The organism is Membranihabitans marinus, from assembly GCF_021729155.1.
GTDB classification, from domain to species: domain Bacteria; phylum Bacteroidota; class Bacteroidia; order Chitinophagales; family Saprospiraceae; genus Membranihabitans; species Membranihabitans marinus.
The window spans coordinates 30535-45248 of record NZ_JAJQYA010000013.1 but is presented as its reverse complement, the minus strand read 5'-3'; the positions used below and the strand labels follow the sequence as shown (position 1 = coordinate 45248).

The 14714-nt window shown below is 37.9% G+C and carries 9 protein-coding genes; 8 read left to right on the top strand and 1 reads right to left on the bottom strand.

The window, feature by feature from the left end:
• The first annotated feature begins 51 nt into the window (after nt 1–51).
• Nucleotides 52–942 carry a hypothetical protein gene (locus LVD51_RS10095; protein WP_236971109.1) on the top strand — a complete coding sequence of 297 codons (891 nt, stop codon included), beginning with the start codon at nt 52–54 and terminating at the stop codon, nt 940–942.
• A 96-nt stretch (nt 943–1038) separates the two neighbouring features.
• Here LVD51_RS10095 and asnA read toward each other — a convergent pair whose 3' ends face one another.
• Complete coding sequence (gene asnA / locus LVD51_RS10090) at nt 1039–2046, bottom strand: aspartate--ammonia ligase (RefSeq protein WP_394803168.1); 1008 nt, start codon at nt 2044–2046, stop codon at nt 1039–1041.
• A 741-nt stretch (nt 2047–2787) separates the two neighbouring features.
• On the opposite strand from asnA, the gene LVD51_RS10085 reads away from it, so the two are divergent.
• The 7 genes from LVD51_RS10085 (at nt 2788) to LVD51_RS10055 (ending at nt 14595) form a co-directional block, all read left to right on the top strand.
• On the top strand, nt 2788–4110 hold the full coding sequence (locus LVD51_RS10085) for a sulfatase family protein (RefSeq protein ID WP_236971107.1): 1323 nt from the start codon (nt 2788–2790) through the stop codon (nt 4108–4110).
• Between the two features lie 11 nt (nt 4111–4121).
• Complete coding sequence (locus tag LVD51_RS10080) at nt 4122–5429, top strand: sulfatase-like hydrolase/transferase (protein WP_236971106.1); 1308 nt, start codon at nt 4122–4124, stop codon at nt 5427–5429.
• A 5-nt stretch (nt 5430–5434) separates the two neighbouring features.
• Nucleotides 5435–6868, top strand: a complete 1434-nt coding sequence (locus LVD51_RS10075; RefSeq protein WP_236971105.1) for a sulfatase — start codon at nt 5435–5437, stop codon at nt 6866–6868.
• Nucleotides 6869–7524: 656 nt separating this feature from the next.
• Nucleotides 7525–9570, top strand: a complete 2046-nt coding sequence (locus LVD51_RS10070) for a glycoside hydrolase family 20 zincin-like fold domain-containing protein (protein ID WP_236971104.1) — start codon at nt 7525–7527, stop codon at nt 9568–9570.
• Nucleotides 9571–10056: 486 nt separating this feature from the next.
• Nucleotides 10057–11610 (top strand): sulfatase family protein, encoded by a 1554-nt coding sequence (locus LVD51_RS10065; RefSeq protein ID WP_236971103.1) that lies wholly within the window; start codon nt 10057–10059, stop codon nt 11608–11610.
• Between the two features lie 159 nt (nt 11611–11769).
• Nucleotides 11770–11949, top strand: a complete 180-nt coding sequence (locus tag LVD51_RS10060; protein WP_236971102.1) for a hypothetical protein — start codon at nt 11770–11772, stop codon at nt 11947–11949.
• Between the two features lie 732 nt (nt 11950–12681).
• A complete protein-coding gene (locus LVD51_RS10055) occupies nt 12682–14595 on the top strand; it encodes a T9SS type A sorting domain-containing protein (protein ID WP_236971101.1) in 1914 nt (637 codons plus the stop codon).
• The last annotated feature ends 119 nt before the right edge of the window (nt 14596–14714 follow it).

Below are 14714 nucleotides of genomic sequence, written 5' to 3'. Positions count from 1 at the left end.
ATTTTGACAATCTAACAATATTTCATTATATTAATTGAAATATTGTCCAAAATGGAATCAAATAACATTCTACTTTTATTTGATCAGTTTATAGATCAGTATCCTAATGATGAATCCTGTCTCAAGCACTTATTTTATGAAAAATGGGAAAAAGGATTCCATTGCATCCGATGTAATCGTAAAAAGTATTGTGGAGGAGTGAAAAAATATGATAGACGTTGTACCGCATGTGGATACGTACAATCGCCAACAGCCAATACCTTATTTCACAAGGTAAAATTTAGTTTACAAAAGGCTTTTTATATTGTCTATTCCGTTGCCTCTCAACCCTATGGAATTCATTCAACCGATTTAAGTAAAAGTTTACAACTCAGACAAAAAACAGTTTGGCACTTTATCCAAAAGGTAAAACTAGCCATGGAGCCATTTCTCCATGCTGACAAATTAAATGGTGCAGTAGAAATAAACCTGTATCCCATTACGGTAAAAAATTATAAGGATCAACGTAAACCGAGTTTGGAAAAGAAAACCATTTTAATGGCCATGGAAAAAAAAGAAGGTAAGATTAATAGAATACAAGGCATATATACCGACAAAATCGACAAATCTACTTTGACGAATTTTATCCAGCATTACATCGATGACGATGCGGTTTTTTCTATGGATTTAATTTATCAAAACCACACAAAGTCTGACTTCAGTTATGAATACATTGTGGAAGACGAAATAGAAAATTACTTCCCTAGCCATGCCGATGATTTAACTCCGGCCATTAATCATTGGTTGCGCAACATCCCGGGCAAAAACAAAATTCTACAAAAATATCTTTTTGAATACTGCTACCGGTACAACCATCACAGGTCTATTGAAGATCCTTTTCAAATCTTATTGAAAAGAATGATGCAGCGCGACTCTACAATACAAGATCAGTTTTCACCATAAGAATATGTAATACCACATTCCCCTGTAAGGGAAATATCAAACCATTTCTTCTTTACCTAGAAAATCAAAACCGAATATAGTTACAAAGACAATATCCTATAACAATTGAATTCCAGCAGTTCGACTTTGCTCAATTACCTCATCGGGCCACACACTTACTTGCACTTCTCCAATATGTTGTTTTCTCAATAAATACATACACATACGAGATTGTCCAATTCCTCCTCCTATACTTTGAGGTATTTTTTCACCCAATACCATTTGATGAAAAAAGAGTTGCTTTCGAGCCTCATCACCCCTCATGGTCAATTGGCGTTCCAAACTCTTAGCATCCACTCGAATACCCATTGAAGACAATTCCAATCCACTATTCAATACCGGATTCCACACCAATAAATCTCCGTTCAAACCGCGATACCCATCTTCATTTTCTGAACTCCAATCGTCGTAATCAGGAGCCCTACCATCGTGTATTTCAGCATTGCTCAATGGGCCACCAATGCCCATGATAAAGACAGCACCATACTCTTTTGCTACCGCATTTTCCCTTTCCTTAGGACTTTTGTTGGGATAGCGCTGTAGCAATTCCTCGGCGTGGATAAATCTTATCTCTTGAGGCAGTATCGGCGCAATATCAGAATATTTATCCGCTATAGCTGATTCGGTTTTCAATATGGAATTATAAATACCATTGACATGGGCCTTTAAAGTTGCCAAATTCCGGTGTTGGGGATCCATATTTTTCTCCCAATCCCATTGATCTACATATATTGAGTGTATAGGACTATAGTCTTCATCAGGTCGGATTGCCCTCATATCGGTTAGAATTCCACGATCCACTTCTATCCCCAATTCCATTAAACGAATTCGCTTCCATTTTGCCAATGAATTGACAATCACGGCCCTCTGGTCATTCATTTGTTTAACGGGAAATGTTACACATCGCTCCACTCCATTTAAGTCATCATTTACCCCGGTTCCATCCAAGACCATTATAGGTGATGATACGCGTACCAAGCCCAAAGCATCACTTAAATTAGAAGAAAAAGTATCCTTTACGAAGGAAATTGCTTCCTCGGTTTCCAAAATATTCCTATTCACTATTATATATTTTATATTCTCGCTTAAAAACTACCTATTCAGTAATTTTTGAAAATTCATCTTTAAAATAGTCTAAAGCGACAAATTTGTCAAAACTAATCAAATATTATTGAAAAAATGATAACCAACGATAAACTCAATATTTCTCCAATAATTTAAAATCAAAAATGGATATAAAAGTAAATACCTCCTCTTAAAACACATTGACACAGGACTAATAATTTTCGGATTACATCATGAATATCAACACATTAAAAGTACATTGCTTTGTATTTGATATAAATCATACAAAGAATAAACCTAATGGCATATTAACATATTTTTAATATTTTACTATAGACAAACTAACACTATCCACATATAATTTTAGATAAGACCTCTTGAGAAATATTTAAATTTAAAATATTTCCAGCAACATTTAGGAACCTAAACGATTGCCCATGGTCTACTATTTTCTGTAACTCACAACAGAGTATCACCTAGAATTAACCAATATAAATAGAAAACCATGTATCCCATCAATAAGAGAAAAGTCATAACTGAGCCCATTAACTAGAACTAGGAAGGGAGGTAATATTCTATGGTTTATCCTCTACAAAACAGACCTATCTGCAATTCTATTCACCGTTTTTCCATTTTATGTAAGGCATTTCAACTGTGAAATAGTAGTTGCACTAAAATTTTATAGGTTGTTTTTTAATTATTTGTTATTTTATGATTCTTAAATTCAAGAAACCAAACCATATGAGATACTTATTATTCGCCATTCTAATCCTCACCTTCTTTCAATGTAAAAAAACAAATGAAAATACCGACAAGCCCAACGTCATAGTGTTCTTTGTGGACGACCTAGGATATGGGGATATTGGCACTTATGGCGCCAAAGGATATACCACTCCTCACCTCGACAGCCTAGCTGAATTGGGTTTAAAATTTACCGAATTTTATGTGCCTGCAACCGTATGTACACCATCGAGGGCGGGTTTACTCACCGGCAAATACCCCAAAAGATTGGACCTTCACGAAGCAGTATTATTTCCGTATTCTCAGAATGGATTGGATACATCAACATACACCATGGCTGAATTATTCAAAGACCACGGATATACCACCTCCTGTATAGGCAAATGGCATCTGGGTCACTTGCCTCAATATATGCCCAATCAACACGGTTTCGATCATTTTTTTGGCGTACCCTATAGCAATGACATGAACAATCATTATTACAAACGCATTGATTTTCAAGCTCCTCCATTGCCCATGTACAGAAATCAAACAAAAATAGAAGACGATCCAGACCAACGATATTTAACCAAAAGATATACGGAAGAAACCATTGCTCAAATAAAGAACAGAGACGGAAAACCGTTTTTCATCTACCTTGCTCACAACATGCCCCACTTGCCATTATACGTTTCCGAAGCATTTGAAGGCAAAAGCGAACTCGGATTATACGGAGATGTCATCATGGAATTGGATTGGAGCATGGGACAAATCGTTAAAACACTAAAGGAAGAAGGAATATTTGAAAACACAATTGTTGTATTTACCTCTGACAATGGTCCAGTCTTGAGGGTAGACGGTTCTGCTGGAGAACTGCGAGGCCAAAAAGCGGAAACCTGGGAAGGCGGTCAAAGAGTACCCTGCATCATCACCTGGCCCAAACACATACCGGCAAACCATACTATAAAATCTATGACATCGACCTTGGATCTTTTTCCCACATTTGCTCATATTTTGGATTCCACAAGTACTCACAACAATGACGGACATAATATATTGTCCCTACTCAAAAACCCCAGCCAAGACCAATTGGAAGATTATCCATTCCTCTACTATGCCAGAAATGGAGAAGTAGAGGCCATTAGATATGGAAAATGGAAACTCCACATAAAAAAGAGCAGGGGATGGGTTGCTAAACGAGATGGAACATTTGAAAAAGCGCTGTACGACTTATCAAAAGACATCGATGAAGAAAACAATCTGGCTCCCCTATTTCCAGAAAAAGTTAAAGAGTTAGAAGCCTTGATTATTAAAACAGATGGAGTTATTAGCTCAAAAAATTAAATCAGTCCCCAATGCGAAAATTAGAAAAGTGTATTTTTTGTAGCAAAGTAAAGATGATTATCCTTTTACTCTGCTGGGCTCTTAATCTCTACAGTCAGGATCGACCCAATGTTATCCTTATTATGGCCGATGACTTGGGTAGAGAAGTATTAGAATGTTATGGCAATAATTCCAATTTCACCCCTCATATCAATCGATTGGCAAGAGAAGGTATGATATTCGAAAACTGTCATTCTACCCCGTTATGTACGCCTTCTCGAGTACAGATAATGACAGGCAAATACAATTTCAGAAACTATATAGGATTTGGCCTCTTAGATCCCAATGAAAAGACCTTTGGTCATTATTTTAAGGAAGCGGGCTACAGCACATGTATCGTTGGAAAATGGCAGTTGTACGGCAATCAAAAACAACAGGAATTGGCAGGGGGTAGAACGGGCAGTCTGCCCAAAGAAGCCGGATTTGATAAATATCTTTTGTGGCAGGTCAAAGACCGAGGCTACCGATATGGCAATCCTACCTTGGAGAATAGCGAAGGCGAAATCAAACTTTACCCCAAATCCTATGGGCCAGACCTGTTTACCGAATACATTGAAGACTTTATAACAGATCACCAGGAAGAGCCTTTTTTCGTTTATTACCCAATGACCTTGGTTCACGATCCATTTGAACCCACACCATTTAGTAAAAACTACAATAATGGTGATGAGAAAGTCAACGACACCACTCATTTTTCTGCCATGGTAAGGTATATGGACGATATAGTGGGGCGGATTGTCGACCGGGTAGAAACCTTAAATTTGAGCTCCAATACCTTAATCCTTTTCATAGGGGACAATGGTACCGATAGAGATGTAATCTCTATAAATAGAGGTCAAAAACTTAGGGGCAATAAAGGATATACCAATGACTTAGGCACCCATGTTCCCATGATAGCACATTGGCCGGGCAGCATAGATCCAGGTCAGGTCAATGAAAGACTGGTTGATTTTACGGACTTTTTACCTAGTTTTCTCGACTTGATTCAATCTTCGGCTTCAGGCGATGACCTCGACGGCATTAGTTTTATTGATAACTTAAAAGATCCTGATAGCCCACATAATCGAGAATGGATTTTTTGCTCTTATGATCCACATTGGGGCAAGTTTAAACCCAGTCGTTTTATATACAATACCCATTGGAAGATCTATGGCGATGGCTCTATTTATGATTTAGAAAACGATCTTTATGAAAAATATCCATTAAAAATTACCGATATTCCACCTTCAGAAAAATCTGTAATTGATAATTTAAAATTAAAACTTGACTCTTTAAAATAGCATTAATGTCTCGATATTTATTATTCTTTGGATTACTTTGTATCTCACTTAGCGCAAGTGCTCAAAACAATAAACCATACAACGTACTATTTATTATCGCCGATGATCTCACTACTACGGCTGTATCCGCCTATGAAAACAAAATCAGTCGAACTCCTAATATTGACCAATTGGCTGCTGAGGGCACTAGATATACAAGAACCTATTGCCAATATCCGGTTTGTGGTCCTTCAAGGGCGTCTTTTATGTTTGGCTATTATCCCAGTGCTACCACCACCTATGGCTATGTAAGTGGCAGAGACAAGGTGGGGCAACGTCCATCTTGGTCACAACTCTTTAAGGACAACGACTACTATACCGCAAGAGTCAGTAAAATATATCATATGGGCGTACCCATTGACATAGAAAAAGGTTCAAATGGACAAGACGACGAACTGTCGTGGACGGAGCGATTCAACAGCCAAGGTCCAGAATGGATGGCAGAAGGAGAAGCAGAACTTGTTCAAAATAATCCCTACGGAGAAATAGAAAGAAAAGGAGGCAATGTAATGACCATCGTCAAAGGTGAAGGAGATGACTTAGCCCATTCCGATGGCAAGACGGCTGAAAAAGCCAGTGCTCTAATTCGAGAACACAAAGACGAACCCTTCTTTCTCGCCGTTGGCTTTGTTCGTCCCCATGTACCCTTTGTAGCCCCTAAAGCTGATTTCATCCCTTATCCACATGATGAAATGGTCCTTCCTCCACAAGTAATCAACGACTGGGACGACATTCCTGCTAATGGCATCAATTACGTCAATAGTTTAAATGCCAATATGAGTACGGAGCAAGAGAAAAAAGCTATTGCAGGCTATTACGCCTCTGTTGCCTATATGGATCGACAAGTGGGCAAGGTTTTGCAAACACTGAAAGAAGAGGGTTTAGAGGACAACACCATTGTTATTTTTACTTCCGATCATGGATTTCATTTGGGAGAACACCGTTTCTGGATGAAGGTAAGTCTTCACGAAGAATCTGTTCGAGTTCCACTCATTATCAAAGTTCCGGGAAAAGCTCCTAGTGTATGCCATTCTTTTACAGAGCTTATCGACTTATATCCCACCATTGCCGAACTCGCTGGACTGGAGTATTCACCCCACTTACAAGGTAAAAGTTTAGTGACTACCTTAGATGATGCCACGGTAAAGGTCCGCGATTTTGCTTTTTCGATTTCCAGACATAAAGGAGAATTAATGTATCTTATTAGAAATGAAAAGTGGGCTTTTATATCCTATAAAGAAGATGGAAGCAAAGGCTTGGAACTTTTTGATATGGAATACGATGAAAAACAATTCAACAACTTAGCTTATAACCCACATTATCAAGAAGTAGTCAAAGAAATGAAATCCTTATTAAAGGAGAAACTAAAAGAAGTCAGAGATAATGACTTAGGTTTATAATTTTTTAAAAGAATAAAAATACTTTGCAATAAAAGTGTTGAATATCAATTATTTAAATAATTATATCATATTTATAAACCGCGGTATAATTGAGATGATATTATACGAATTACTCAACAATGAAGTTAGATTATTGGATTGAAAATATTTATCTTCTGTAATGAAAACCCAACATATTGATGATTTTCAGATAATTAAATAAACCTAAAATAGGTTGGTCTAAGAAAAATCAAACCATTGGTAGACAATACTAGAAATAGTACCATCGGCAAGTCTATATTGGCCTAGGTCTGGCAGGATTTTGTGAAGGGCATTAAAAATAGCGATAGAGGATATTGTATTTCATATTCTGTAGTAGTAAAGACTAATAATGTGTTAGCAAAAATTCCTACAAAATGACAGATATAAACTCCACATCGGTTCATAACCTTTGTATTATTTAAAAACAATTGTCGAAATAACCCTATATTAGTTATACGAATTACATTTTATAATGACGGAAAAGATTTCGAGAGTATTTGAAGTTTGACGAGGCTAAAAACACAGGCATAGCCGTAGCTACGGCGAGTATTTTAAACGATGTAAAACTTCTAATAAATCGAAAGATTACCGTTAATTATAAATGTAATTCGTATTACAACAAAAAATAAATATTAATGAGAAATGTATTGATTCTCTTCTTCTCCAGTATAATTTTATTGGCTTGTTCGGAAAATAAAGAAATTGGAAGGTTTGAAATACTGCCATCCCCTCAAAAATTTGAAGTGACAGGGGTAAGCGATCTCAAGGAAACCGATGTAATAAGTTATTATTCCGAGGAAGAAATCGATTTTCTCCCCAATGATATTCTTAAAACAACGGCTGGTAATGCTGTATTGAATTTGGAATTGAATTCATCAATGGATATTCGCCCCGAAGGTTATACCATGAAGATCCTTGGAAACAAAATCACTATTACAGCAAAGGATGGCGCTGGACTTTTCTACGGCTTTCAAACCCTAAATCAATTAATAGAAGATGCTGAGGAGCAAAAGGTATATTTACCCGAATGTATGATTGAAGATTATCCTTTGTTGGCATACCGCCCCATACATTTAGATGTCAAACACCATCTGGAAAAGATGGAATACTACTATAAACTTATTGATAGATTGGCATCGTACAAAATCAATGGCATCATTGTAGAATTAGAAGATAAATTGAAATACAAAAGTCAACCTCTTATTGGGAGTGCTGATGCCTTATCCAAGGAGGAATGGCTAAAATTGAGTACCTATGCTTTGACCAAAAACATTAAAATGAGTCCATTGGTACAAGGTCTAGGTCATGCATCATTTATACTTAAACATCCAGAATATTTCCATTTACGCGATGACATAAACAGCGATTGGGCATTTAATCCTTTGGATTCTGCAACTTACCAGGTACAGTTTGACTTATACCGCGAAGCAATGGAAGCCCTACCCCACGGACAATATTTACACGTAGGCGGTGACGAAGTTCACACAACGGGTAGAAATAGTGGCAAATCGAGTTTGGAATTACAATTACATTGGCTGAATAAGGTAACCGATTTTGCCGAGAAACACAATCGAATACCTATAGTATGGGATGATATGCCACTAAAGCAAGTAAATCTGTATTATCCGACTCACAAGGCAGATGTTACCGAACGAGAAGTGGATAGTCTTTGGCAGGTAAACGGCCCGAAATTAGAGGCTTTTATAGACGAATTCCCAAAAAACTGTGTTTACATGAGATGGAATTATATGTCACCCCAAGCACCGGGCAATAGAAAGGTAATGGATTGGTATGCCGCTCACGGATTAAAGGCCATAGGGGCTACGGCAGGGCAAACGAGATGGGTGTTGATGCCACAGAATGAAAGCAATATCGACAATATTAAAATCTTTGCTCAAAGTTCTATAGAAAGCCATTTGGATGGATTGTTTCTCACACTTTGGGATGATGATTCACCCCATTTCGAATTGTATTTTAGAGGTATTTTGGCATTTGCAGAATATTCTTGGGCTGGTGATAAAAGGACAAAAGAAGAATACAAATCGGTGTATCGCCATAGGATGTATTCGATCAATGGATATAATAATTCATATTCATTTATCGATGAATTGGAAAAACCAGTTGCCTTTTGGAAAAATGCTTTATTGAATGGAAATCAGAGAAATTATTTAAAAACCATGGATCAGCCAATGGATAAAGCTGTAATAGAATTACCAGATTTACAAAACCCCGGTTCGTGGACAGAAAAATATGGTGAGCGGGTTGAGGAAGCGCGAAAGATTCTCCTCATATGTGACAAAGTCTCCAAAAACATTAATAGATTGGATTCGGTCGCGATGAGAAATCATTACAACTTGGATATATATCGACAAGTAAATGCTATGGCTGGATTTCCTCCAAAGATTTTGGTTATGCTTGCTGAAGCTGATTCATTGAAAAATCCCGATGAAAGAAGCCAAGCTCTATCAAAAATAGGAGAACTAAGTAGGGAGTTTGACAAAATCCGGCATCAGTTTGAAGAGGTTTATGCAAAGACCAGAATTCTCAACAAACCAGAAGATTATATATTGGATTCAGATCATCATGTTCACCTTGCCAACCAATCTATCAATTTTGATTGGCAGTTTTTAGCGGAAGAATTATTTTTTAAAAAATTACAAGAGTTCGAATTAGATCATTAACTTAGTCCACAGCTAGCCTCTGTATGATAATGGAATGATATAGATTGTGACCTAAAAAAAATTATTTCGAGAATAGAATTCATCGTAGATCAATTACAATTTAAAATTTGTTGGCTGTCTATTCGTTGCTTTGGAAAGATTATTTTATACGAATTACATCTAGTAATTACATTTGGGATAATACCAATTTCAGAGGTAATCACAGGATTTGATTTTCTCTACAAAAGAGCTAGACCGCAAAGCGAATACCGATAATAATTAGTAAAAATAGACTATCTTCTATTTGAGAAAACGGAAGAATTAAACCTGCTCTTTGTAGAACTGGATTTTATAAAATGTAATTCGTATTACAATGTCATTATAACAATATTTATCTCGCCATCCGTAAAATACGGATGTTAAAGGAATTGGAGTATGTGATACGAAATGCTAACGGAGATAATGATTTAGGTTGATCATTTTTTAAAAAATTAAAATTTAAAAAACATGAAGTTAAGTAACTTGATTTTAATATCACTATATCTATTTTGTGTCGCTTGTCAAACCGAATCTACAGATGAATCCAAGCGAGATGCCAGACCCAACATCTTGTTTATCATGACAGATGACCACTCTTACCAAACCCTATCCGCATACGATACAACTTATATCCGCACCCCCAATCTTGACCGAATCGCCAAAGATGGCATCCTGTTCCACAATAGTTTCGTTACCAATTCCATCTGTGGGCCGAGTAGGGCGGTAATGATTACCGGAAAATTTAGCCATAAAAATGGATTCCCGCACAACAGTTCACGCTTTGACGGCAGTCAACCCACCATGCCCAAATATTTGCGAGAAGCTGGATATAAAACCGCACTTATAGGAAAATGGCACTTAAAAAGTAAGCCTACAGGATTCGATTATTCCGATGTGCTTATAGGCCAGGGTAATTATTACAATCCCGTATTTATTAACAATGAAAATGATACCGTCCTCAACGATGGCTATGTAACCAATATTATAACGGACAAAGCCATCAATTGGTTGGATGGTCAATCCAGCGATCAGCCTTTCTGCCTCCTATTGCATCACAAAGCTACTCATCGAATATGGAAACCTGATACGAGTTTACTCCACACAATGGAAGGCATAAAATTTGAAGTACCAGAAACCTATTTTGACAATTATGAAAATCGATTGGCAGCCCAAAGTCAGAAAATGAGCATCATCGAGGATATGGATTTGGTTTACGATCTAAAAATGTTGGATGCCGAGGGCGATCTGCAGACCAAATACAGAAAGAGCTATGAAAATATGATTAATCGACTCAATCCCGAACAGCGAGCGGTATGGGATGAATATTATAATCCCATCATCGAAAAATTTAAAGCCGCAAACTTATCCGGAAAAGAATTAGCCCTGTGGAAGTACCAACGCTACATGGAAGATTACCTCAAATGTGTGCGTTCCGTAGATGATAATGTGGGACGAATATTGGATTACTTAGAAGAAAAAGGACTAGCGGATAATACCTTAATAGTCTATACTTCTGATCAAGGATTTTATATGGGAGAACACGGCTGGTTCGATAAACGATTTATGTACGAAGAATCCATGCGGACCCCTTTGTTAATGAAATTTCCCAAGAATATAAATACAGTGAAGGAAGTTTCGGAAATGGTCCAAAACATCGATTATGCTCCTACATTTTTGGATCTTGCAGGCCTGCCCGTACCAGGGGACATGCAAGGAGAATCACTGCTTCCACTCGTACAAGGCAAAGAAGAGAATCTCCGCGATGCCCTATATTACCACTATTACGAATACCCCAATGAACATATGGTAAAACGCCATTACGGGATTCGCACCGACCAATACAAACTCATCCACTTTTACGAGGATATCGACAGCTGGGAATTATACGATTTAAACTCCGATCCTCAAGAGATGAAGAACCTTTATGGACAGGCCGATATGGCTGATATCACTGAAGATTTAAAAGCCCAACTCAATGAGTTGCAAATCAAATACGAAGATACCGATCGATCGACTTATTAATGATGATAGAGGTATTGATCCAAGTGATGTAATAGATCTTAGCGATCTCACTCTGATCATTGAATTTCCACGATTCTATAACCATAAATCATTTCATATAAAATGATGTTTCAAGCTTGCCATGGTCATTAGTAATTGATACCAAATGCATATGGTATAATGAAACAAACACTTGGATACAGAGAAGTAATTATACGAATTACATTTATAATTTATAAGCTCACCCACCCACGACACGGGGGTTGGCTAGCCCACCCGCAACGCGGAGGTTCCGGTTCCCTCGTCAAAGGTCGATTTACGATCTTTGATCCTTCGGCTTTGCTCGGTCATCCTCGTTGAAGGTAGATTTACTACCTTCAGTACTTCGTACTTTACTCGGTTATCTTTCGATTTATTGTAGAGCCGCAATGCCAACCCATCCGAAACACTGAGGTTTCGGTTCCTTCATCAAATGCCCTCAGTGGGCATTTGGTAGTCTTTCAGACTACTTCATTCAGTCGTGGATTAAATATTGTGGATTGAGACATAATGCTATACTGGTAGTATCTTAACCAGGATTTGCAGGGCAATCACGCCTCGGCATAGTGGCCTCGGTTCCTTCATCAAAGGTCGATTTACGACCTTTGGTTGCCATTCTAGCAACTTTACTCAGTCACACCGTAGCTACGGCTATGGAGCCACCCCCTCCCTAAACGCGGAGGTTTCGGCTCCTTCAACCTTGACCGATTTACGGTCAATGGCTCTTTGAGCTTCTTTCAGTCGTAGCCTCGTCAAACGGCCACCCCATCCGTGAGGCTGAGCTCACGGCTCCTTCGCTGAAAGTCGATTTACGACTTTCAATGCTACGCATCTTGCTCAGTCATCTCAAAATCTTTTCCGTCATTATAAAATGTAATTCGTATTATATAAAAACGCATTGTACAAATTCATTCTTTTGCTAAGCTGTGTATATTTGATACAGAGGATTCTTGAAGTTCTCCATTTTGAAAATATATAAATCTTTTTTAGAAATAAAGATTTGTATTATGTTATACGAACTATCATTTTAAATATTAGAATAATTATTAAAACATGAAGATTAACATTCTCCCTCTAAATATCTATTTCTTAGCCTGCATATGTCTACCCATAATAGGATTCAGTCAATTGGAGAGTGAATGTCGATTGAATATTGGTACAAATGTTTCGGGATTGACGGATTATGGAACAGAATTGCCATTTGTCAATTTAATGAAAAATGCCCGTGAATGGTATTCCAAAGATGTGGGAAATCCCAATGCCGGCTTCGATAGTGGACATGCCGATGAGTTGACCTACAGAGAGGATGGCTATCCAAGTCACAGTCCACAAACTATAGATTCCTCGCCCTATCCTCAAATACCGGTAACCATCTGGGCCATTACCGATGGTTGGCCAAAAGGCCAATACACCGTACTCTGGGAAGGAAAGGGGACTTTGTCCTTTTGGGGTTCCTACGAGAATTTAGTTCAAACTCATGACAATAGAATGGTATTTGACGTAATTCAACCTTTGAATGGCACCATTGAACTTTCCATCACTTCATCTGATATCAACGATCCCATCCGCAATATTCGAATCCTTATGCCGGGCACTGAAAATACTTATCAAGAACAGCCTTTTAACCCTATTTGGTTGGAAAAACTGCTTCAATTTAAGACCATTCGATTTATGGATTGGGGACAAACCAATAATTGGGGCATCAATAACGACGAAGATTGGATAAACCCCAATTTGGTGGATTGGTCTCAACGTTCCTCTGTGGATCATTACACATGGGCTTATGAAAAAGGGGTTCCCTATGAAATGATGATTAGATTGATGAATGATTACGATCTAGATGGGTGGGTATGTGTGCCACACACAGCCAGTGACAATTATATGACCGGCATGGCCAACCTCTTCAGAGATGAACTCGAACCCGAACGACATCTTACGGTGGAATACAGCAATGAGATATGGAACTGGATTTTCCGACAAACCCAGTGGTTAAATGAATATGGTTGTATTCAGCCCAATGTTTCCTGGCCAGAAGGATTGGTTCCCTATGTCCAAAACTGTTTGGATCACTTCACACAGTCTTTTGAAGGTCAATTAAATAGAATCACTAGAGCAGTCGGTGGGTTTACGGGTTGGCCCGATGTAAGTAAAAGGATCATCAACAATCTAAGTCCTAACAGTTACGATGCACTGGCTTTGACTTTCTATTTTGGAATTAATGAAAACGGAGATAATGTATTAGATGAACTGGGACCAAATGCGACGACTAATGATGTAGCTTACCATGCTCGTCAGGGAATGGACGAATCTATGGCTTATCTAATCGAACACAAAAATAATATAGCCGACCCTTTGGACATACCAATAATATTCTACGAAGGAGGCCAACACCTGACGCCGACTCCATTTGGAAGTGAGCCCACTTACGCCCAAGCACTACTAGATATTCAGCGAGATACTGCCATGTATAATATGTACGATCATTGGTTGAAAAGATTGCGTCAATTGCAATCTGGAGATCGTCCCCTACTAACCATGCATTTCGGATTTGTTAGTAGTCGCAATGCCCGCTACGGCAGTTGGGGAATGTTGGAAACCATGGATCAAGATACTTCCGTTATTCCGGCCCCCAAATACAGTGCTATCATTAACAATCTTTCACCTTCGTCTTGTACCGCGGTTACCAGCATCGACAACAATAGTGATCGTAAAAATCCTGACATCAAAATTTATCCCAATCCTACATCTGGTGAAATTATAGTAGTCCCTCCTGGAAATATGAAGACTATAAAGCTATCCGTCTTCAATAGTTTTGGAAAACAAGTGTTGATAAAGGATTTGTCCACTTACCGTGGCCATCAGATAGCATTAAGCCTTCAAGACCTGGCAGATGGTATTTATTTTATCCAATTGAATCCATCCTCTCCGCAGTCAATTTCCAAAAAAATGGTAAAAATTTCTAATTAAAGAAAAATCTATACTCTTGAAATAAAACCTTTATTTAAATAGACCTTTAAAAATTCACCGTTATCCTCTAGTTGACATAGCTATCTCGACAATTTTCATTCTAATTATACTTCGATTCA